Source organism: Tunturiibacter gelidiferens (genome assembly GCF_014201335.1).
Classification (GTDB): Bacteria; Acidobacteriota; Terriglobia; order Terriglobales; family Acidobacteriaceae; genus Edaphobacter; species Edaphobacter lichenicola_E.
Genome location: NZ_JACHEB010000001.1, coordinates 272732 through 294080 on the forward strand (window position 1 = coordinate 272732; position 21349 = coordinate 294080).

Here is a 21349-nt window from a genome sequence, read left to right on the forward strand (position 1 = left end):
TCGTACCAGCCGGTTGGAAGGAACGCCGAATCTGTCTGTCGATAGGGCTGATCGGCTGCGAGCCTGGGCGGCTTTAAGGTGTGGACATTATTCGGGCCGCATTCATCGAAATTTTCGAGGATTGTGAAACGCCTGTCGTTCTCGGATCACAATCTAAATGTCATCCTGTCTGGAATTTCTTTGTCCTATTTTTGGACGCTTCTCTGCCTTGGTTCACTGGTTTCGCTGTTGAATACCGCCGGCCCTCGGACCTGACAAGTCTCAGGGTCGGAGTACCCAAATACGGGGGGACGGCCCAAAAATGGCGGCTACCCGTGTCGTATGACTCGGCATTTGTCGGGGGGCAAACAGCCCTTCGAGTGAGGTACTAAGGTTTGGGAAAGAGGTAACGCACGATTGCCGGTGAGGGTTCGTAACAAGCTCTTCCTACAGTGTAAACTTGGGCGCAGTATAGCCGCCTGGGGAGAGAGAACTTGCAATTTTTTGCGTTCGACGCGGCGTATCTTGAGAGACTCCGATCCGGAGACGCCCGCACCGAGGAGCACTTTGTCAGCTACTTCGGAGAACTGATCCAACTGAAGCTGCGTTCTCGATTGAATTCCAGAGAAGCCATCGAAGACGTCAGGCAGGAGACATTTGTACGAGTGCTGGTACTGGTTCGCTCGCCGAATGGTCTCAGAGAACCCGATCGCCTGGGAGCATTTGTAAATTCGGTTTGCAACCACGTGTTGTTGGAGCATTACCGGTCCAAGAACAAAACCGAGTCGTTCCTCGACAGCGAGGCGGAAGCGACGCTAGTGAATCATGATCCAAGTGCGCTCAGCCTCCTTGAGACAAAGGATGCGCAACGGATCGTGCACCAAATTCTGAAGGAATTGACTGACCGAGATCGTATGCTTCTTCAATCTGTGCTGCTTGAGGAGCGCGACAAGGATGAAGTGTGCAAACAATTTGGTATCACTCGCGATTATCTGAGAGTGTTGGTCCATCGCGCGAAGCAGTCTTTTAAGTCGTTCTATATAAGCCGCATAGGCGACAGCCGGATGAATTGAGGAAGAATCGAGTCTGCTTCTGATTCAAGCCAGTTCCCGAATCCGCGAAGAGTTCATGCGTTCCGACTGACTTACTCGAAATCTATAAAGTTGGGACGTATTTCAGCTTACGCCGGTTCGTGAGAAGATAATCCCCGTCTAGCGGGGGCTCGGACGAAGTTGCTAATTTAGCCACGCTCAAACAAATTTCTGGGAGTCGTTGAAACGAGCGTGGCACTCACATCACTAAGTCAATGCGTGCCCGGATATGCGACGGGAGAGACAGTGGCTACACCGAAGCAACTCTCCCCAGCCGATAAATCTTGTAGGTGTGCATGGACTGCTTTCCTTCAAAGCAGTCCATGCAGATCGATCTTGAGTTCCAGCCAGTTGAGCTCTTCGGCTGGTGATGCCTGCGAGAGGTGACGGGAGACATCACCTCCGCAGGTTTCTCATTAGCAATTAGGAGCAGCCTCCCTCGGCGCGAAAGTGTCTTCCGAATCACTTAGAAATCGGCCAACCCATGAAAGTCGCGGGCCTTCGTAAAGCTGATGGCTCTCGAAGGTTATGATGGGTTCACTTTCGAGTTCAGCAGACTGAGGAGGCAATCTATGAACGCACCATCGTTGAAGGTCGCGGCCGGCTTAGCTGTTCTATCCTGGAGCGTTGTTGGATCGGCGAGCGATCTTACGATTCACTTGAGCGGTTCGGAACCGATCTCGCGGAAGACGGTGAGGTACCAGTGTGACACCCAGGGGAGCAAGATGGGACTGCCTGCGGAGGTCTTTTCGGTCGAATATGTGAATGGGGCGGGAAACAGTCTTGCCATTGTTCCCGTCGGGGGGCATTCGCTGATCTTTGCGAACATAATGTCAGGCTCAGGTGCACGATATGCGGCTTTGCAATATATCTGGTGGGATGCGGGAGGTCGAGGAGTTACATTTTCCTCGGATTCTATCGCGGGCAGTTTGACCTCTGAATGTCACCGTGTTGAGTAATCCTCTTCACGCGCATTCGGGTTCCATCTTTCTCTCCAGCACTTCCATGTCTTCGTCAAAGAATATGTAGGCGCGTTACGAGTTAGTGAGTTCGACGGCAAGTTCAGGCATGTCGACGACTACATGCTTGCGCCGCTGTGGCAAGTGTCGATCCGATGAAAAGCGATCTTGTCGGTTCTAAACACGTCCAACCGCCGCACTATAGTATTTTCTACAAGAATCAGAACTGTGAAGAGAGACCTCTTTTATGAATTTTGAAGAGACCGAATCCGCTGCAGCAACTTCCGAAGATGGAGCTCCAGGATGGAGGTTTGCCGTTGCGGCCGGCATCCTCGGTTGGGTTCTCGACGCCTTCGATTTTTTTGTCGTCGTCTTTCTTATATCGGAGCTGATGGGGAAGTTTCATGTTGGGAAGGCAGCGATTGTGTGGAGCATGACACTTACGCTGGCAATGCGACCGATAGGGGCTCTATTTTTCGGAGCTCTGGCCGATAGGTTCGGACGAAAGAAGCCGCTCATTGCGTGCGTTCTGTACTTTTCGACCGTGACCGTGCTAAGCGGTCTCGCTCCGACCTACTGGGTCTTTTTGGCGATGCGACTGTTATACGGCCTAGGGATGGGCGGGTATTGGGGTATTGGGGCTTCTTATGCGATGGAGAGCGCACCTCGGCACAGGCGTGGTGTTCTTTCTGGCCTGATGCAAGGCGGTTATCCTTTCGGATACCTGATGGCAGCGATCGGAATGCAGACCCTTGCTCCGGCGTTTGGCTGGCAGACGATGTTCTTTGTTGGGGCTGGAGTGACTGTCGTTATTGTGGCGCTGGCCGCATTCGCGCCTGAATCGGCTGCGTGGCGAATGCACCGGACGCCGTCACTCGGGAAGATCTTCGGCACGCTGTTTCAACATATGGGCGTCTTTGGATATCTTCTGCTGCTGATGACCGCAATCACATGCCTCTCTCATGGCACTCAGGATCTTTATCCTGACTTCCTGAAGACGCTGCCCTGGATGAATGGCGCAACTGTGCTGGGGATGAAAGCGACGCTAGGAATTCCGGTTATTTACAACGTCGGGGCGATTATTGGAGCGGTTGTAGTGGGGGCGATGTCGGAACGAATTGGGCGGCGATATGCCGTGATCGCAGCGCTTGGTGTGTGTCTGCTGGCAATGCCGATGTGGGCATTCGGTGGGTCGGTGGTGGCGATTGTGGTTGGATCGTACCTGATGCAGAGCGGGGTGCAGGGTGCGTTTGGCGTGATTCCGGCTCACTTGAACGAGTTGGCGCCGGATGCGATTCGTGGGCTGTTTCCTGGGTTTGTGTATCAACTCGGGGTGCTGTTTGCTTCACCGGTATTGCCATTGCAGAATCTGCTGCGGGGCAAGTTCGGTTACCCGTGGGCGTTGTGTTCTTTCGAGACGCTGGTGATCGTTTCCCTGCTGCTGATCTTCTGGTTCGGTCCGGAGAAGCGAGGCAGAAGCTTCCATCAGACAGACCGGTCAGAAGGTTTGCCGTCGAATGTCGCAGGCTCGGTTGCCGCTGCGGTGAAATAATTTTTGGGGGGCCATTCGGGCGTTTTTTCGGGGTATTTTTGAAAAAACCGTGGTCAGGACGTGGTGTTTTGATGGTCAAGATGTGGTGGAATGCGTGGTGAAGATGGTGATTTAGCCGTCACATTTCAGGGTGCGAAAAATACGCCACGGATTTCAAATTTATTTTTTGCAGAGTGGTGTTGGGAATCGCCTGGTACGAGCGAGACTCCCGCCTGGATTCAAGCCGACTGCTGCAAAGGGACATTTCGTCTGGGTGAGAAGGCAGGAAGACAGACGTGGCGCAACGAAACGTCAGGCTGATCGGCACCGTGCTTCACTGCAACGGTCGCCAAGCAGTTCAAACAAATTGAGTCAGATGATCCATCCATCTTCGGTCGATGGGGATGTGCTGCAGAGGCTTGCTCGGCCATGATGGTCTCCTCGATAAAAGGTTTTGTTGTCTGTTGTTAATTGATGAGTAATCTCTGGAGAGAGTTGCCTCAGGCCGGTTGGAACTCGCCGCTTGTCCTCACTTACGACTTCTTTATGAAGGTGTCGCGGTTCTGTTCAAAGGTCTTCTCGGGTCGGATTCGACTTTCGGACTTCAGCTTTTAGCTGCTCATTGATGGTTGCAAGTCGTTCGTTTATAAGAGAGATCGATTCGCCCCAGGTCTTAAAGGTTTCGGTCGTGTAACCGGAATCAAACGTCCGGGGGTGGGGCTCTTTTGCGGAGTGTCTGCGTTTGGCTTCTTCAAGCCTTTGCTGAAAGTACGCAAGCCGTTGTCTGAGATTTTCTTCGCTCATGCCAGTACTCAGTATATTTGATGCAGATTTTGGATGCGAACGCGACTCTACAACACATGGCACCGGAACATACGTTTTGCGGCAGGTTCGGGGAAATCCTCTTCATAAAATGAGGCAAAGTTTTCGCTAGATTTTATTGCTGTCCATAAGAAGCGTCTCTAGCATCGTCTTCACGGGAAAGTATTCTGCCGAGCTCGATTTCATGATTCGCACTTCTCCAACCAACAGGAACGAGGCGCGCTATGCTGAAGCAGATATCCAAAGAGCATGATTCGATAGTGGATGACGAACGGACCAGCAATACGGTCGCGGCTCTGAAGCAAGGGATTCTGGACAATCTCTTCTATGTTCTCGGCAAACGGGTTGAGGTCTCGACGGACATGGATCACTTCATGGCCCTCGCGTATACGGTGCGGGACCGGATTCTGGCTCGCTGGCTTACGACCAGGGAGGACTATGCGAAGAACAATGTGCGCACGGTCTACTATCTCTCGGCCGAGTTTCTGATGGGTCCGTATCTCGCAAGCAACATCCTCAACCTCGGAATCGACGATGTGATTCGTCAGGCGGCAGGAGAGCTTGATCTCGACCTCAACCATTTGATCGGACAGGAGAGCGAGCCTGGGCTGGGAAACGGCGGCCTCGGGCGACTCGCAGCGTGTTATCTCGACTCGTTGGCAACGCTGGGAGTGCCGGCGATGGGCTATGGCATTCGCTATGAGTTCGGCATGTTTCACCAGGCGATTCGTGATGGCTGGCAGGTGGAGTTGACCGATTATTGGCTGCGGTACGGGAATCCTTGGGAGATTCGGCGTCCGCAGGCCTGCGTTGAGGTGGGCTTCGGCGGCCACACACAATCGTGGGCAGATTCCTTCGGGGAGTACAAGGTGCTATGGACGCCCGATGAGGTCGTTAAGGGAGTTCCGTTCGACACGCCGATTGTGGGATATCGCTCGGGAGTCGCCAACACGCTTCGACTGTGGAGGTCTGAAGCCAACGAATCGTTCTACTTCGACCGCTTTAACAGCGGCGACTATGAGGGCGCGGTAGGAGCTAAGATCTTCGCAGAAAATATCTCGAAGGTGCTTTATCCGAATGACGAAGAGATCCGAGGCAAGGAGCTTCGCCTGCAGCAGCAGTACTTCTTCACCTCATGTTCACTGCAGGACATGATTCGGCGGCATGAGACCACTGGTCACTCCCTTGAGAATTTTCATGAGCAGTGCGCGGTGCAGTTGAACGACACCCATCCGTCGATTGGAGTCGCAGAACTGATGCGGCTGCTGGTAGATATTCATGGTTTCGGTTGGGATAAAGCGTGGGATATCACCTCGCACACCTTCAATTACACGAATCACACGCTTCTACCTGAGGCGCTGGAACGGTGGTCGCTGCCGATGTTTCAGTCACTGCTTCCCCGTCATCTCGAGATTATCTATGAGATTAATTCGCGTTTTCTCAGTCTCGTTCGCACGAAGTTCCCGAACGATGAGGCGCGAGTGGCCCGGATGTCTATCATCGACGAGCATGGTGAGAGATATGTTCGCATGGCCTATCTTGCGTGCGTTGGAAGTGGGCACATCAATGGCGTTGCAAAATTGCATACGGAGTTGCTGAAGAGCGACGTGCTTCGTGATTTCTATGAGCTGTGGCCTGAGAAGTTTATCAACGTGACCAATGGGGTGACCCCTCGACGCTGGCTCGCCGTCGCTAATCCTGAGCAGTCAGAGCTGATGACGAGCAAGATCGGCCATGACTGGATTGGTGACCTGGACCAGCTTTCGAAATTGGAGCGCTATGCCGAGGACTCTGCCTTCCGCTCCGAGTGGCAAGGGGTGCAGCGCGCCGTAAAGGTTCGACTTGCACAGTACATTGCGGCAAAGACGGGGATCTCGGTTGACCCTAGCTCGATGTTCGACGCGCAGGTGAAGCGTATTCACGAGTACAAGCGGCAACATCTGAACGTTCTTTACATCCTGACGCAGTATTACCGCCAGAAGAAAGATCCTACGCTGGAGATCTCACCTCGAACGTTCCTGTTCGGCGGAAAGGCTGCGCCGGGATACTTCATGGCGAAGTTGATTATCAAACTCATTACCTCGGTCGCTGAGGTGATCAACAGCGATCCCGAGGTGAACCAACATCTGAAGGTGGTTTTTCTTCCTGACTACAATGTCACCTTCGGCCAGCTGGTCTATCCTGCGGCAGATTTAAGTGAGCAGATCTCGACCGCGGGCAAAGAGGCTTCAGGCACAGGCAACATGAAGTTCGCGATGAATGGGGCGCTTACGATTGGGACTCTCGACGGCGCCAACATTGAGATTCGTGATGCCGTGGGCCACGAAAACTTCTTCCTCTTCGGACTGACTGCGGCAGAGGTTGTGGCGAGGAAGGCCGCCGGCTATCACCCTCACCAGATCTACGAGTCGAATGGGGCACTGCGCGAGGTGATTGACGGTATCGCTTCGGGCCGGTTCTCACGCGGCGACGGCAGCCTCTTCCGTCCTTTGGTGGATGGTCTGCTCAATAGCGATCCGTATCTTTTATTTGCCGACTATCAGACCTACGTTGACTGTCAGGATCGCGTCTGCAAGACGTATCGGGACCAAGAGGCATGGTCGAAGATGTCGATCTATAACGCTGCGCGCATGGGTCAGTTTTCTTCGGATCGGTCGATTCGGGATTATTGCAAAGATATCTGGAACATTACGCGGTTTGAGATTGGAGCTGGGCTTCCGGCTAGTAAGTGAAAGAGCAGAGACCTGATGGCCTTTGACTGTGCATGGCCACTAGGTCTCTCGTGTCAGGAATGTCATGCGCAGGCGTTGGCGACGATGTGATTCGGAACCGAGACTTCCACTTCGGTGCCGGCTCCGGATCTGCTCCATATGCTCAGCTGCGCGCCGATCCTTGCGGCTTGCTCACGCATTCCGAAGACGCCCCAGTTCGAGTGCTTTCCTGAACGCGTTACGTGTGGGTCGATTCCGCGACCGTTGTCACGGACAATGAGTCGCAATCTGCGAGGTGAGTACTCCACCTCGGCTTCGATGAGGGTCGCTTCGGAGTGCTGTAACGCATTGACCAGCGCTTCCCGGCCAATCGAAGTGATCTGCTGCAGGATCGCCGGTTGTAATGACTTCGGTTTTCCTGTCACGGAGATTTCACAACGTACCCCGGAGGGCGAGAAGTTTCGCAAAACTGCGGAGAGCGATTGTTCGATAGTGGTGAACTGAAAACAGTGTCGATCGGAAGGATCTACAGAATTTGTTTCAAGAGAATCGTCCAGCAGCATGGAGGCACCGGGAAAGCTCTGGTTTAAGGTGTCGTGTAACTTGCGTGCGATGCGCGCCCGTTCGCTCTGCCGTTCTTCACAGCTGAGAGGATTGGGATCGAGAGGACGGAACAGTCTTTGAAACTGGTGCTTGATCGACGAGACCACATCATGGGCAGAGGCGGTTTCGACGGTTGGACCAGACATGGTTTGCTCGACGCTAAGGTTCATTGCTTCTCCCCCTCCCTGTTTCAATCCACTCGCGGACGTACGACGGGCAGTTTTTTAGGACGATTCCGTGAGCTTCGCAGGCGGCAAAGAACTTGATGACTTCCCGGTCTACTAACTTCACGTCTCCTAAATCAAGCGCTATGGGTGTTGGTTTGGCACCGGGCTCGATTTTGAGGAGTTTCTGCAACTCCGGTAATTGCTCCTCCTCGATTCGGCCACTTAAAGCGAAGGTCACTAAATCCTTGTCTTCGGATCTTCGAATCTTGAACATTGTGGATTACTGTGCAATCGGACAACCAATTGTAAGTAGCTGATGGGTCATGGTTTTCAACGTTCCGCAGCTCACGAAATTCGTGAATTCACGAATTTCGTGAAGCTTGCGTGGGTGAAATCGGGCCGCTAACTCGTTCGGAACCGGTGCTTATTGATGTTAAGCGCTTTGATTTTGGAGTCGAGGGTTGAGGCAGGAACGCCAAGCCTGGCTGCAGCCCCTGACGAGCCAGACACTCGGCCTTGAGCGTCGGCGAGCGCGGCCTCGATTGCTTTCTTCTCTTCAGAAGGCGAGATCTTGAGGAGCGTTGGGCCGGTTCGATCCGATGGATCAAATCCTCCGGTGAGCCAGCTTTCATCAACGACAAAAGTCTCTGACTCGCAAAGGATCACAGAACGTTCGACAATATTTTGCAGCTCGCGAATGTTGCCGGGCCATGTGTATTGCTTAAGTCGATCGAGCGTGGGCTTCTCGACGCTGTGAATTTTTTTCCCGGTTTTACTTGAGTAGCGATCGATAAAGTATTCGATCAGGAGAGGGATGTCTTCCCTTCTCTCACGCAGGGCCGGCATCGCGATGGGAAAGACGTTGAAGCGGTAGTAGAGGTCTTCGCGAAATGTGCCAGCGTCGATGGCGGCTTGCAAATCACGGTTGGTTGCGGCAATGACGCGCACGTTCGCAATGATGACCTTGGTGCCACCAACACGCTCAAACTCACGTTCCTGCAGAACCCGCAGGAGAGCGATCTGCGTTTCAGGGGGAAGCTCCCCGATTTCGTCGAGAAAAAGTGTGCCTCCTTCGGCTAACTCGAAGCGGCCGAGACGGCGTTGCGTGGCGCCTGTAAAGGCTCCCTTCTCATGGCCGAACAACTCCGATGAGATAAGAGAGGTGGGAATTGCAGCACAGTTGACACTCACAAAGGCGCCGGCTGCACGCCGGGAGCGTTTGTGAATCGCGCGGGCAATCAACTCTTTGCCCGTACCAGTCTCGCCAGTAATCAGCACGGTAGAGTCGGTCGGCGCTACCTTGGTGACGCGTGCCAACACGGTCCGCAGAGCTGCTGATTCGCCTACGATCTCCTCAAACATCGATGTTCGGACTATTTCTTCGCGGAGCGCGATGTTCTCTTTATAGAGTCGATCCTTGAGCGCTTGTATCTCTTGAAAAGCTGTCTCAAGCGCTGCTCTTGCCTGATGCTGTTCGGTCACGTCCACCGCCGTACCGACGTACTCGCAGAAGTTCCCAGATGCGTCGAAGACAGGATGGCCGACGGAGTGGATGTGTTTCGTTTCTCCACTCGGAAGAACGACCCGGTATTCGAAATCAAGATTTGGCTGTTGATGAGCGATCGCTTCGTCAAAGACTCTGATGTAATTTTCTCGATCCTCTGGATGAATTCGTTGAAGGAACTCCTCGTGCGGTGGCACTCCTCCTTCGGGATCGAAGCCCAACAATCGAAAGTTCTCTTGTGACCAGTGAACTCCCCTCCCGGCGGCCACATCGTATGCCCAACTGCCGGTACGAGTCAGGCTTTGCGCGTCCGCCAGATAACCCTCGCTCCGGCGCAACGCGTCCTCGGCTCGTTTAGCCTCTGTGACGTCGGTGACGGCCCCGATGATTTGCAATCCTTCCGGTTCGTCGCCTTTGACGATGCGTGCGACGACACGAACGTACTTTACCGATCCATCGCCGGCAATGAGCCGATGCTCGATGTCAAAGTCGCCCTGGTCGGCTGAGGCATGTTCGAAGACATGGTTGAGCCGGTCGCGATCGGCCGGATGGGTTCGCTTAATCACCAACTCGACTGTTGGAGTGATCCCCGGATCGCATTCGAAGATCCGGTAGGTTTCTGCGGACCAAAAGACTTCTCCGGTCGACAGATTCTCGCCAAAACTACCGGTTCGGCTCAGGCGCTGTGCCTCTGCCAAGAAAGTCTCGCTCCGGCGCAACGCCTTCAGTACCTGCCTGCGTTCGGCTCTGCCACTTGCTTCACGCAGGGCACGAAGCACGGATGGTACGAGCCTCGACAGCCTGGTCTTGAGAACATAGTCGGTGGCGCCGATCTGCAGCGCTTCAACGGCGACCTCTTCCCCAAGCGTCCCGGAGACAAAGATGAAAGGCACCTCGGGCAAGGTACTCATCGCAAGCCTCAACGCTGAAAGTCCATCAAATGATGGAAGCGTGTAGTCGGCAAGGATCAGATCGATCTCTCCCTTTTCCAGGGAAGCGCGGAACGCGGTCTGAGTATCGACCCTTGCCATCTTGCAGGCCAGGCCCTCTGCCTCGAGTGCCGCCTGAATGAGTTCTGCGTCGTTAGGGTCGTCCTCAAGGGAGAGAATGCGTAAACAGGGATAAGCGCTCACTTATTTACGCTCTCGGGCGGTGGAACGTTGATGACCGCCCAGAAGGCCCCAAGTTCTTTGATGGCGTTGACGAACTGATGAAAGTCGACCGGCTTTACGACGTAAGCGTTGACGCCAAGTTTATAGCTGGTCACCAGATCCCGCTCCTCGTGGGAAGAGGTAAGGACGACGACAGGAATATACCTCAGGTTCTCGGCGGCTTTAACTTGCTTCAACACCTCGAGTCCGTCTACTTTGGGCAGCTTCAGGTCCAGTAGGATGACTGCGGGATTTTCACGGGAACGCGCTGAAAATTTGCCTCGGCAATTAAGATAATCGAGAGCCTCTTCGCCGTCTCGAGTGACAACCACTTCATTGGCGAGGTTGTATTCCTCCAGAGCGGTCAGGGTAAGCTCGACATCTTTGGAGTCGTCTTCGACCATCAAGATACGTCCCAGTTTTTGCATGTCATCTTCCTGACTTAGATTTTTGGCACCGAGAAATAGAAGGTTGCGCCTTGATCGATTGCACCTTCTGCCCGCACCTTGCCTCCGTGACGATGAATGATGCGCTGAACGGTTGCAAGACCGATACCGGTACCTTCAAACGAATCCACATGATGCAAGCGCTGAAACACACCAAACAGCTTATCTACATATTTCATATCAAAACCTGCGCCGTTGTCTCTTACGAATACCACGACTTCATCTTTATTTCCGTCGACGCATCCTATCTCGATCTCCGGTTTCGGTTGAGGGCGAGTAAACTTCACAGCATTTGAGAGAAGGTTGACGAGAACGAGCCTGAGCATGGAACGATCTCCATAGCAAACAGGAAGTGGTTCGATTCTCCAGACAATGCTGCGACCGTTGGTCTCGGGCTGTACCTCGTTGAGGGCTTCCTTCACGAGCTGCTCCAGATTCACTGACGTCTTTTGCGCCTCCGTGCGTCCTATTCGCGAAAACGCAAGGAGGTCGTCGATCAGGTTTCCCATCCTCTTTGCGGAGTCAAGTATCATCCGCAGGTATCGCAGTCCCTTGTCTTCCAGTGCGGAAGATGCGTTCTTCTGAAGTAGCTCAGCGTATCCGGCCATGTGACGGAGAGGGGCGCGTAGGTCGTGGGAGACTGAGTAGGCGAAGGCTTCCAGTTCTTTATTGCTGGCCTGCAAATCCGCGGATCGCTTCTCGAGCTCCTGATTAAGACCGCGAATCTCCTCTTCGCGACGTTTGCGGTCTGTGATGTCGTTATTGGTTTCCATGATGGCGACGGCTCGATTGGCTTCGTCGCGTCGTAGCGACCATCGACTTGCCACCACCACTGCGGTTCCATCGGCCTTTGTGCGCCTGACCTCGCCTTCCCATCGCCCGGTTTGCAGCAGCTCTGCGTTGATGTCTTCGATCGGCATCGGGAAGACGGTCTGGAGGAGATCGTGGGATCGTTTTGCAACCGCCTCGTATGGTGCCCAACCATATAGTTCCTCGGCGCCGCGATTCCAGTAAGTGATGACATGGCTCATGTCGCGGACGAAGATGCTGTCGTGGGTGAGATTCAGCAGGCTAGCCTGTTGGGTTCGCTCGACGACTTCAGCCTGGAGTTTGTCTTGAGTTTGTAGGAGATCTCGTTCAATTCGGCGTCTTACGGCACTGAAGCGGGCAACTAAGACGGCGAAAGAGATCAAAACCAGGATTGCTGGGATGTCAGAGGGGGTAAGAGAAAAGGCATAAAGGGGAGGCGCAAAAAAATAATCGAAGCAAATGCTCGAGAGCACGATGGCCAGTACGGACGGGCCCACCCCGGCATGCCATGCGGTTAAAGCGATTGCGAATAACAAGAGCGGAAGTTCGACATCACGAAATTTGAAGTGTTGCAGCACAAGAGCTGGCATAACGGCGAGAGCAACGGAGATAACCGCTAGGCTGTAACGGTTAACAATTGGCAGGATTTTGTGCGAATCAGAGTTCGACTGCGCCATCAGCTCGCCTCACTGTTATCGTCGGCGGAATTCGAAGCACAAGTATACCGCCCAGATTTTATCCGGAGGTTTTCAGCACGAGGAGAGGTTTGGTATGGTGGTGCGTCCGGGGCCCGAATACAGTTTATGTTTTGGGAGGCGCTTATGAAGAAGGCTGCAGCGATCAGTTCTGTTCTGGATGTGCCCGGATTGCCGGCGAATCCCTTCGGGGAGACCGGATCTCCGTCTGTCACAGTTCCGGCTGGGAAACACCTGGTCGTAGAGACTGTGAGTGTTCAAGTGGATGTGACCCCGCTGGGTAGTCAGCTGGAGGCGTTCGTCAACTTCACCTGCGGAGGGAAGAGCGTTCAGCTGTTCGTCCCGCTAACCTTTGCCTACGGGCAACCCTCGAATGGGTACGACACTTATGTCGCGCTGAAGGCCGTGCGTTTGTACGTTGACCCTGGCACGGTTGTCTCCGTTACGACGTATAGCCCGACGGGCTCGACGGGCACGCTGTTTGTGACCGTCTCGGGCTATCTGACGTGAATGGGATTCACATCAACCTATAAGTCTCAACTAGACGCGGTACTTGACTCCGGCCGTCGGTCAAACAGGATAGAACCTGGGAAGTCGGCAAGTATCCAGGGATCTGCAAGCAATTCTGATCTCAACTGTTGACTTCAGGCCAATGCGCTCACTGAGGTTGCCATTTTGGTCAGGTCAACGCCAGTACCCAGAGTCCTCTAATCGTCAGTGATCATCCGTGCCTGCACGACTCGAGCCAACTGCACAAAAGTTAGACGAAACGACACGCCCCTCGGACATGGCGAGGGGTCTGCCGTTTCTCTCCATTGTTTACGCGAAGGCTTCGCCAATCATCTCTTCGCTCTTCTTCCAGAGCGCAACAGCGTTTTGTGGATCGACCGCGTAGCCGCGCACTCCTTCGTCAAGCAGGCCCAGCCTTGCGTCATCTGCGACGACATCACTCACGTGGCAGTTCTCGCAATACCTTCCTCCTACCTCGTCGGCGGGTGCAACGACAGCTGCCCATACTGAAGTGGCGGCTCCCTGGGGAATTGTTTTGAACTCGAATGGTCCTTTGCCCGCTGCTGCGGCCTGTTCATTGATCTGATTGATCATCTGTTCCATGTGGGCCTGTTCCATGTGGCGGGCGAGTTCGGTCTGAATGCCCCCTGGATGGACCGCTACAGCGCGGACCCCGCGCTCTCGATGCCGCTGATCGAAAGCAACGGCGAAGAGGATATTCGCAGTCTTCGAGCGCCCGTAAGCAACGAAGGGCTCGTACGGCGTCGTCTCAAAGTTGGGATCGTTCAGATCCACATTGCTGAAACGGTGCCCTGAGGAAGAGAGATTGACCAGGCGTCCGCCGTTCTTGATCAGCTTCGCGATGCGGTTCACAAAGACGAAGTGGCCCAGGTGATTGGTCCCGAATTGCGTCTCGAAACCATCCTCTGTCTTCCCGAACGGAGTAGCCATGACACCGGCATTTGCGATGATCACATCGAACAAGCGGCCATCCGTGATCAGCTTGTCCGCAGCGGTGCGCACGCTCTTCTGGCTGGCGAGGTCGAGCTCGACCACCTCGAAACTCGCGCCCGTCTCCGCCGCGGCCTTACTGACCTCCGATGTCGCTCGCTGTGCCTTCTCCAGATCACGCGCCGCGCCCACAACATCTGCGCCATGCGCCACCAGCGCGCGTGCCGTCTCTACGCCTAAACCCGCCGATACCCCTGTCACCAGAATCCGCTTACCCTTGAGGTTGACCCCTGCGAGGACATCTTCCGTCGTTGACTTAGCTCCAAATTTCACTGCCATGCTGCATTCTCCGATCACAAATCTTTTGACACCGGCCTCGGCCTGGAATAAAACGGAGTCAACCTCCGTTATGCTTATGAGATTACCGGAGAGCCCCTCCGGTTTCAGAAAGATCGATGAAAAAGTCAGCCGCTAAGAAAACTGCCCGCAAGCCCCGAGCCGACGCACAGCGCAACCGTGAGCGGATTCTCGGAGTCGCGAAGCTGGTCTTCACGCGCCGGGGTGCGGAGGCCAGCATGGAGGAGATCGCCAGGCGTGCCAAGATCGGCCCGGGAACGCTTTACCGGCACTTTCCTACGCGCGATGACCTGCTGGCAGCTGTCTATATCGGCGAAGTCGAGAAGCTGGCCGAGGCACAGAGAAAGTTCTCCTCGGAGCTGCCTTCGATTGAGGCGCTGCGGGCGTGGATGTTGGTCTTCATCGACTACATCGCTGCGAAAAAGATCATCGCCCCAGCGTTGAACGCAATGACTTGCGGTCCTTCGCAGGTATATCAGCAGACCACCCGCGTCATGGAAGAGGCTGCCAACGCGCTGGCGAGGCGCGCCATCGCCAGCAGAGACCTTCGACCAGATGTCGATCCAATGGACATGCTGCGCGCCATCTATGGGATCTCCAGCGCGGGCAGCACAGACGATTGGCCTGAAAAGGCACGGCGGTTTGTGGACATCCTCATTCAGGGCTCCCGGCCTCAATGAACCGCGTCTCTGTTAGGTGGTGCTATGCGGGAGGGATCACGGGCCGAAAGACATCGGATGAGACTTTGTATCCATTTCGTTCCCGTGACTGCTCCATAGGTCGAATATGAACACCGAATAGCCGCAAGTTGCGGCGATGCAGTAGTTAGGCAGCCATTACGAACCCGTGGGCAGGAGCCCTGGACGATATTCTTAACACCGCAATCGCCCCTTACAGGAAAGAAGGGGTAGAATCACCGCCTACAGTCAAATCGCCTAAAAGAAGCGACCCGAACTCTGAGATAAACCATTGGTGCAGTCTGCGAGGAGAGGTTGCCAGACGATGAAAGTGAGAATGCCTCAAGTAAGTCACACGTTCCGTAGTAGGGGTGGCGCTGCGCCTAGGGCAACTCGAATGAGCGATGATCGGCGGCCTTACGCTCGTAGCCTTACCCGCCGAGGCTCGCGTCACGGGCGTGAAGACGTTCTTGGTTGACTACGATGCAACCGTCTACCAGAAGGATTTAGGGAGCGATTCCCTCCACGTCGTTAAGAACATGGAACTCTACACTCCGGACAAGACGTGGAACCCACATCTGATAATCGGTGAGATGCATTCGCAGACTTTTCAGCCAGACAGAACGCGTTTTCTGAAAGGAAGATCATGATTGGCAGCAAAGCCTCACGCTTCTCCGCTCGGAAGTTCGGGTACAGCGGGCTATTACTCGCCATGCTCGTGGCGGCTTCATTATCTGCTTATTCCCAAGGCGACAGGAAACCGGAGACGATCGACGCTCAGGCGATGGGCACGAGTACCCAGATGGGTCGAAATGTCGGCGTCAAAATAATCATCAATCAATTTTCGACACCAGAAGACAGGCAGGTTCTCATCGACGCGTTCAAGAAGGGCAAAAGCCAGGGTCTAGTAGACGCACTCACAAAAATGAAATCCGTCGGCCGTATTGCCATCACCGGCACAGTGGGCTCTGACCTCAGTTATATTGCATTGATTCCCTCGCCCACGGGCCGCAAGATCCGGTTCGCTACCAACCGCCCTATAAGATTCGGTGAAGCCTATAACAACGGACGCAGCACAGACTATAACTTGACCGCCGGAGAAATCGACCTGAACGACTCCGACAAGAGCAAGAGTGCAGGCGTGCTCTATCCTGCTGCGCAACTGGTAATCAACAAGCAGGGCCAGCTTCAGTTTGAGCTTTTCCAAAATCCCTGGAAGCTAGTCAACATCATCGACTGGAACGGTGCTGGTTCTAAAGAATAGACGGCTTGGATAGGTGATCACGCTGACTTGCTGAACACTCAGGTAGGAGAGGCGCTACTGCGCACTGTTGTATAACTTCCTACGTCGAATATGGGCTTGGATCAGTGTGGCAGGTCCAACACAAACTTCTTCAATATTGGTCGCAGATTAGAGTCGTTCAAAATTATCGAATTTCTCTGGCTACCTCTAATGAGAGGCCACGTGGATCGCCACGATTGTCATATCGTCATCCAACTCGTCGCTCGATCCTCGACCAGACCAAAGCGACAATTCCTCAAGTAGTCGATCGGCAAATTGGGTTGCCGAGGTAGCAGTTTGCTCGTTCTCCAAAAACTGCCTAAAGCCATCCGCGCCAAACTCTATTCCCGCAGGATTCGTCGTTTCAGGAATTCCGTCGGTATAGAGCAAGATGCGGTCCCCAGGCGTGAGGGGGAGTTCCTTCGAAGTATAGGTTGCAAACGAGAACTTCCCGAGAAATAAACCGTTTTCCTCGATGCTGCGTACGCCTTCGGCCCCCCATAAAAGCAGAGGCGGATGACCAGCGCCAGCGTATGTCAGTGTTCGGTTTTGAATGTCGATAAAGACGTATGCCGCTGTCACGAAATGATGTTCGAACTTTCCGCATAACGCTTCGTTCAGCCCCAACAGCACCCGCGCCGGATCGGCCGCATGCGATGCCTGGGATGAGAAGGCAATTTTTATCATCGATGCAATAAGTGCCGCTGGCATCCCGTGTCCCGACACGTCGGCCACGAGAACACCGAGGTGCTCCTCATCTACTACGATGAAATCGTAGAAATCGCCGGCTACGGAGGTCATGGGGACGTAACGTGCCGCGATATCTAGACCGGCGATTTTCGGGATGCTGGATGGAAGAATTGATAATTGGATCTGCCGCGCTGTTTCCAGTTCTTTCTGGATGGCGAGCAACTGCTGTGAGAGCTGTTCGCGGATGCCACGAAGCGTAAGGTGCGTTTGGACACGCGCTTTTACAACCGCAGGAGAGAATGGCTTATGGATGTAATCGACTGCACCGACGTCGAAGCCCTTTGTCTCATCCTCGACCTCCGTCTGTCCGGTAAGAAATATGACTGGTATGTCGCGCGTCTCCGGATCCAGTTTCAATCTTGTACATACTTCATATCCGTCCATCTCAGGCATCACGACATCCAGAAGAATCAGGTCCGGTAGAGGTATAACTTTGACGAGCTCTAGTGCTTTTGAACCGCTGGTTGCAACGCGAACTTTGTATGTATCTTTCAAGATCGAATTCACTATTTGAATGTTGGCGGGAGCATCATCCACCACCAGCACCGTCTTCTGATTAACCTGAGTCATTTGCCGCCCTCATTTCGTGCGCAATGTTCGGCGATGTCATGCAGTTTTAATAGTGCCGCGTCAAAATCGAAGTCGCTGATCGACGCGCTGAGACCATCCAGATAGGGCTTCTCGACAACACCTGCCACTGCGTCCTTCAAACTGCGAAATGACTCCCCGGCGCCGCCGTCACTCGCCTCGAGCAAAATCCTAAGCCGATCGATCGCAGCAGTCGCCGCCTTTCCATCGAAAGGCGAAGTCTGTACCGCTTTGGGAGGAGTGCTCGCCGATTCGCCTAGCGCTTTATTGAGCGCCTGAATCTGAGTCCCCATCACATTCGCAAATTCAGCGAGTGGTGCCGAGAGACCTTCTTCTCCGTCGCGGAGTGCCTTCTCCAGTTTCTGGGCTACCGACTGGACTTCCACGATTCCTAGATTGCCAGCAACACCTTTGACGGTGTGAGCAATGCGTTCAGCCAACTTCAGGTCACCGCTTTCGATGGCAGCCGAAACCTGGTCAGGGGCGCCTGCTTGCTTGACGGCAAACTGCTCCAGTAGATCACGATACAGTTTCCGGTTGCCGGCGACACGGTTTACTCCTTCCATGACCTTGATGCCTGAGATCTCTGGCAAAGTTACTTCGTCGGATGCTTTTGTATTGGGGATAGCGGATTGGAGCTTGGCTGCCTGGTTAGGCCTCGGCTTCGCCCATCGCAGCAACGTCACAAACAGATTATCTGGGTCAATCGGTTTGGACACATGATCGTTCATGCCGGCATCGAGGCAACGCTGGCGTTCTTCCACGAGAGCATGCGCTGTCATTGCAATGATCGGAAAGTTTAGCAAGCGCGGATCACCTCGCAGCAGCCTGGTTGCCGTGAACCCATCCATCTCGGGCATCTGCAGGTCCATGAACACTACATCGAACTTCGGAGGCTGATCTCCAGCGGTTAAAATCTTTACTGCTTCACCACCATGGTTGGCGACGGTTACAATTGCTCCGGCGCTTTCCAGAAGCTCTGTTGCAACCTGCTGATTCATCTCGTTGTCTTCGACAAGAAGGACGCGTATCCCTGTGGCGTCATGGACGGTCGCGCCGTCCTTTCTCTTATGGGAACGGTAGTCATCCCCACCCGCGACTCCAAACAGGTCCACCAGAGTGTCGTAGAGTAGCGACTGGTTTACTGGCTTCAACAGGTAGCTTTCGACGCCAATCTCCTCCGCTTGTGCCCTGATCTCTTCCCGCCCGAAGGCGGTGACCATCACAATTTTAGGAATATTCCGAAGACGTTTGTTGCGCTTGATGATGCGACTGGCCTCCAATCCGTCCAGTCCCGGCATATGCCAATCCATCAGCACCAGGCGATAGGGGTCTGTAGAATCTGCGGCAGCAATCTCCCTCACTGCGTCCTCACCTGACGAAACTGATTCGGCGCGGAGTGCAAATGCGCGAAGCGCCTCGGTTAGTATCTCGCGAGCCTGCGCGTTGTCGTCGACGACCAGGGTCCGGATCCCCACCAAATCAACTATCAATCGTCTTTGTTTTTCCTCCGATCCGACTCCGAACCATGAAGTGAAATGGAAGGTACTCCCCACGCCGGGTTCACCTTCTGCCCAGATGGAACCCTCCATCATTTCGACCAGCCGTTTCGAGATTGAGAGCCCAAGCCCGGTGCCTCCATATTTTCGAGTCGTTGAAGTGTCCGCCTGCGCGAATGCCTGGAATAGCCTCGAGATCTGCTCGGTTGTCATCCCGATCCCGCTGTCGCGTACAGAGAATTTAACTTTGATCCGATCGGCTACCTGCTCCACCATCGCAACCGTTACCAATACCTCGCCGCGCTCCGTAAACTTGACCGCATTGTTCACCAGGTTGATCAGGATTTGTCCAAGACGAAGAGGATCACCGATCAAGTTAGGCGGAATGTCATGCTGCGTTGCGATTAGGAATTCGAGGTTCTTATCCTGCGCTTTTTGACTGACGATCGTCGATAGATTGTCGAGCACGTCCTCCAGCCGGAAATCTATCTTTTCAATATCGAGTTTGCCTGCCTCGATTTTGGAGAAGTCCAGAATGTCGTTAATGATTCCGAGCAGTGAGTGTGCGGCGAACCTCACCTTGGTCAGATAGTCCGACTGTTTTGGAGTGAGATCTGTCTTCAATGCCAGGTGAGTCATCCCGATGATGGCGTTCATCGGCGTCCTGATCTCGTGGCTCATGTTGGCCAAAAAATCGGACTTGGCTCTGGTCGCAGCTTCGGCCGCTTCTTTTGCCACTTCAAGATCCGCGGCCTGCACCTGAGTCTGCTCCAGCAGCTTTATGGTGACAAGTTTGCTAGAAAGTATCTTTGTATTGAGGGCGACGGTTGGTAACAGCGCGTCCAACAGCGCCTGCTGTTGCTCCGATACAGGTGCCGAAGTCGCCAGTTCAATAATCGCCAGTACGTCGTCTTGGTTTAGCACCGGGATAAACAGTATGCAAGCCGGGGTTACTGTACCCGTTCCCGTGCTCACGCCGAGAAGTTCGTTCGCTTCGGAAGCAATCCGAAGAGTTCGGCGCTCAGCTGCCGCTTGCCCCACCAGGCCCTTGCCAAGAGAGAACTCCTGCGGCTCCGTCGAGACATCTGTTGCGAACGCCCCAACGCGAACGAAGTTCGTGCGACTATCGTCAGCCAGGTAGAACGCACCATACAGCAGATCTAACGTCTCCGAGATTCGCGATAGTAGAACGCTGGCGAATGCCGAAAAAAATTCGGTAGACTGTAGTCGCTCCGTCGTAGCCGCGACCTCGGTTTTTATCCAGCGTAAAATCTCCCGCTCGCGAGCAGCAATCTGCAAAGTCTGCAACGCTCGGCTCATCTCCCCAATCTCATTGGGACGATTGAGATTTGCTATCGGCAGGTCAAGCCGTCCCTCCGCAACGTCAAGAATGCGAGTCCTGAACGAAAAGATAACCCTAACCACTTCAATCTGCACTATTGAGAGGGCCATCGCGAAAGATGCAGCTAGTCCGAATACTATTACGACCCAGGTAATCAGAATTGTGCGGTGAGTTCTGAGCGTGAGTTGATCGGACTGTTGGTCGACACCGCCGTGAACTTCGTCAGCCAGGGCAGCCAGCGATTGGCGTCCTCTGCGAAATTCAGGATCAAATGTTTCGCGCGACAGCCGGACAGCCTTGTCGTTATTGCCACTCAGGGCCGCGGCTCGAATAGGTCGGGAGTCGGAAACGGCTTGGTCAAAAAGGGCTGCCGCCGCATCGACCTTCTGGGTCATTCCCGGAGTTTCTGCACTGATCAGTGTGACGGAAGAGTGAAATTCGGCCTCTGTCCCATCGAGCTCTGCATCGATAATTCGCATTCTGTCGGTATCAGGCTCAGCAATTTCCTGATAGACGAGCTGGGCGAATCGGTTGCTCAACACCCGCGCGATAGTCAAATTATGGAGGGCTTTGACATTTTTCGCTATCAGATCGCTGTAACCGTCGTCGATTTTTTTCATCTCGATCGACGCGTAGCACGCCGCCACAATGACCATGGCGGCCAGCGGTAGCAGAGCTATCAGTATCTTGGTCCGGATTTTTAAATTCGCTAAAAGACCCATCTGGTGAGTTTTGACCCCCAACGATGAAATGCGACTCCGGAAGATGGACAATTGTAGCCCTTCAGAATGCGCTCAGTGGCGCAGCCATCTGTATAAACTCGGCGGATCCAGTCAATGAGATACCGAGTGGCCATCCACAATGCCGATGAACCAGTTTTCACGTTCTGCCGCCGACGACCACGGCATTCTTGGCAGAGATCGA

16 protein-coding genes are annotated in these 21349 nt (G+C 54.1%); 8 read left to right on the forward strand and 8 right to left on the reverse strand.

The features are described from left to right. Positions 1–473 precede the first annotated feature (473 nt). The 4 genes from HDF14_RS01075 to HDF14_RS01090 all read left to right on the forward strand — a co-directional run bounded on the left by HDF14_RS01075 (position 474) and on the right by HDF14_RS01090 (position 7114). On the forward strand, positions 474–1052 hold the full coding sequence (locus HDF14_RS01075) for an RNA polymerase sigma factor (RefSeq protein ID WP_183972714.1): 579 nt from the start codon (positions 474–476) through the stop codon (positions 1050–1052). Between the two features lie 590 nt (positions 1053–1642). Beyond that, positions 1643–2029, forward strand: a complete 387-nt coding sequence (locus HDF14_RS01080) for an MliC family protein (RefSeq protein ID WP_183972716.1) — start codon at positions 1643–1645, stop codon at positions 2027–2029. Positions 2030–2276: 247 nt separating this feature from the next. Then, positions 2277–3581: an MFS transporter gene (locus HDF14_RS01085; RefSeq protein ID WP_183972718.1), complete on the forward strand. Its 1305-nt coding sequence runs from the start codon at positions 2277–2279 to the stop codon at positions 3579–3581. A 1025-nt stretch (positions 3582–4606) separates the two neighbouring features. Next, positions 4607–7114, forward strand: coding sequence for a glycogen/starch/alpha-glucan phosphorylase (locus HDF14_RS01090; RefSeq protein ID WP_183972720.1), 2508 nt, complete (start codon positions 4607–4609; stop codon positions 7112–7114). A 62-nt stretch (positions 7115–7176) separates the two neighbouring features. On the opposite strand, the gene HDF14_RS01095 is transcribed toward HDF14_RS01090, so the two are convergent. The 5 genes from HDF14_RS01095 to HDF14_RS01115 form a co-directional block, all read right to left on the reverse strand. Then, complete coding sequence (locus HDF14_RS01095; protein WP_183972722.1) at positions 7177–7866, reverse strand: sensor histidine kinase; 690 nt, start codon at positions 7864–7866, stop codon at positions 7177–7179. After that, positions 7856–8137: a hypothetical protein gene (locus HDF14_RS01100; protein ID WP_183972724.1), complete on the reverse strand. Its 282-nt coding sequence runs from the start codon at positions 8135–8137 to the stop codon at positions 7856–7858. Before HDF14_RS01100 ends, HDF14_RS01095 begins: the two co-directional genes overlap by 11 nt. A gap of 128 nt (positions 8138–8265) precedes the next feature. Then, entirely contained in the window at positions 8266–10500 is a 2235-nt protein-coding gene (locus HDF14_RS27100; RefSeq protein ID WP_183972726.1) for a sigma 54-interacting transcriptional regulator, read from the reverse strand. Beyond that, the gene (locus HDF14_RS01110) at positions 10497–10946 is read right to left on the reverse strand and encodes a response regulator (RefSeq protein ID WP_183972728.1); all 450 of its coding nucleotides are present in this window, start codon (positions 10944–10946) and stop codon (positions 10497–10499) included. Before HDF14_RS01110 ends, HDF14_RS27100 begins: the two co-directional genes overlap by 4 nt. 14 nt (positions 10947–10960) lie before the next feature. Then, complete coding sequence (locus tag HDF14_RS01115) at positions 10961–12451, reverse strand: ATP-binding protein (RefSeq protein ID WP_183972730.1); 1491 nt, start codon at positions 12449–12451, stop codon at positions 10961–10963. Between the two features lie 144 nt (positions 12452–12595). On the opposite strand from HDF14_RS01115, the gene HDF14_RS01120 reads away from it, so the two are divergent. Further along, a complete protein-coding gene (locus HDF14_RS01120) occupies positions 12596–12979 on the forward strand; it encodes a hypothetical protein (protein WP_183972732.1) in 384 nt (127 codons plus the stop codon). Between the two features lie 309 nt (positions 12980–13288). Here the strand turns inward: HDF14_RS01120 and HDF14_RS01125 are convergent, their stop codons facing one another. After that, entirely contained in the window at positions 13289–14269 is a 981-nt protein-coding gene (locus tag HDF14_RS01125; RefSeq protein ID WP_183972734.1) for an SDR family NAD(P)-dependent oxidoreductase, read from the reverse strand. Positions 14270–14385: 116 nt separating this feature from the next. Here HDF14_RS01125 and HDF14_RS01130 point away from each other — a divergent pair, with 116 nt between their 5' ends. The 3 genes from HDF14_RS01130 (at position 14386) to HDF14_RS01140 (ending at position 16228) form a co-directional block, all read left to right on the forward strand. Further along, positions 14386–14967, forward strand: a complete 582-nt coding sequence (locus HDF14_RS01130; RefSeq protein WP_183972736.1) for a TetR/AcrR family transcriptional regulator — start codon at positions 14386–14388, stop codon at positions 14965–14967. Positions 14968–15368: 401 nt separating this feature from the next. After that, positions 15369–15614 (forward strand): DUF2950 family protein, encoded by a 246-nt coding sequence (locus HDF14_RS01135; protein WP_183972738.1) that lies wholly within the window; start codon positions 15369–15371, stop codon positions 15612–15614. Beyond that, positions 15611–16228, forward strand: coding sequence for a hypothetical protein (locus HDF14_RS01140; RefSeq protein ID WP_183972740.1), 618 nt, complete (start codon positions 15611–15613; stop codon positions 16226–16228). The genes HDF14_RS01135 and HDF14_RS01140 overlap by 4 nt, the downstream gene beginning before the upstream one ends. A gap of 186 nt (positions 16229–16414) precedes the next feature. Here the strand turns inward: HDF14_RS01140 and HDF14_RS01145 are convergent, their stop codons facing one another. Together HDF14_RS01145 and HDF14_RS01150 are read right to left on the reverse strand one after the other, a co-directional pair. Beyond that, complete coding sequence (locus HDF14_RS01145) at positions 16415–17566, reverse strand: SpoIIE family protein phosphatase (RefSeq protein ID WP_183972742.1); 1152 nt, start codon at positions 17564–17566, stop codon at positions 16415–16417. Then, positions 17563–21147, reverse strand: coding sequence for a response regulator (locus HDF14_RS01150; protein WP_183972744.1), 3585 nt, complete (start codon positions 21145–21147; stop codon positions 17563–17565). The genes HDF14_RS01145 and HDF14_RS01150 overlap by 4 nt, the downstream gene beginning before the upstream one ends. Positions 21148–21349: the final 202 nt, after the last annotated feature.

Coding starts and splice junctions, on each gene's coding strand:
- HDF14_RS01130 (WP_183972736.1), top strand. CDS start 14,386: ATGAAAAAGTCAGCCGCTAAGAAAACTGCCCGCAAGCCCCGAGCCGAC.
- HDF14_RS01090 (WP_183972720.1), top strand. CDS start 4,607: ATGCTGAAGCAGATATCCAAAGAGCATGATTCGATAGTGGATGACGAA.
- HDF14_RS01140 (WP_183972740.1), top strand. CDS start 15,611: ATGATTGGCAGCAAAGCCTCACGCTTCTCCGCTCGGAAGTTCGGGTAC.
- HDF14_RS01145 (WP_183972742.1), bottom strand. CDS start 17,566: ATGACTCAGGTTAATCAGAAGACGGTGCTGGTGGTGGATGATGCTCCC.
- HDF14_RS01135 (WP_183972738.1), top strand. CDS start 15,369: ATGATCGGCGGCCTTACGCTCGTAGCCTTACCCGCCGAGGCTCGCGTC.
- HDF14_RS01080 (WP_183972716.1), top strand. CDS start 1,643: ATGAACGCACCATCGTTGAAGGTCGCGGCCGGCTTAGCTGTTCTATCC.
- HDF14_RS01095 (WP_183972722.1), bottom strand. CDS start 7,866: ATGAACCTTAGCGTCGAGCAAACCATGTCTGGTCCAACCGTCGAAACC.
- HDF14_RS01125 (WP_183972734.1), bottom strand. CDS start 14,269: ATGGCAGTGAAATTTGGAGCTAAGTCAACGACGGAAGATGTCCTCGCA.
- HDF14_RS01085 (WP_183972718.1), top strand. CDS start 2,277: ATGAATTTTGAAGAGACCGAATCCGCTGCAGCAACTTCCGAAGATGGA.
- HDF14_RS01120 (WP_183972732.1), top strand. CDS start 12,596: ATGAAGAAGGCTGCAGCGATCAGTTCTGTTCTGGATGTGCCCGGATTG.
- HDF14_RS01150 (WP_183972744.1), bottom strand. CDS start 21,147: ATGGGTCTTTTAGCGAATTTAAAAATCCGGACCAAGATACTGATAGCT.
- HDF14_RS01100 (WP_183972724.1), bottom strand. CDS start 8,137: ATGTTCAAGATTCGAAGATCCGAAGACAAGGATTTAGTGACCTTCGCT.
- HDF14_RS01115 (WP_183972730.1), bottom strand. CDS start 12,451: ATGGCGCAGTCGAACTCTGATTCGCACAAAATCCTGCCAATTGTTAAC.
- HDF14_RS01110 (WP_183972728.1), bottom strand. CDS start 10,946: ATGCAAAAACTGGGACGTATCTTGATGGTCGAAGACGACTCCAAAGAT.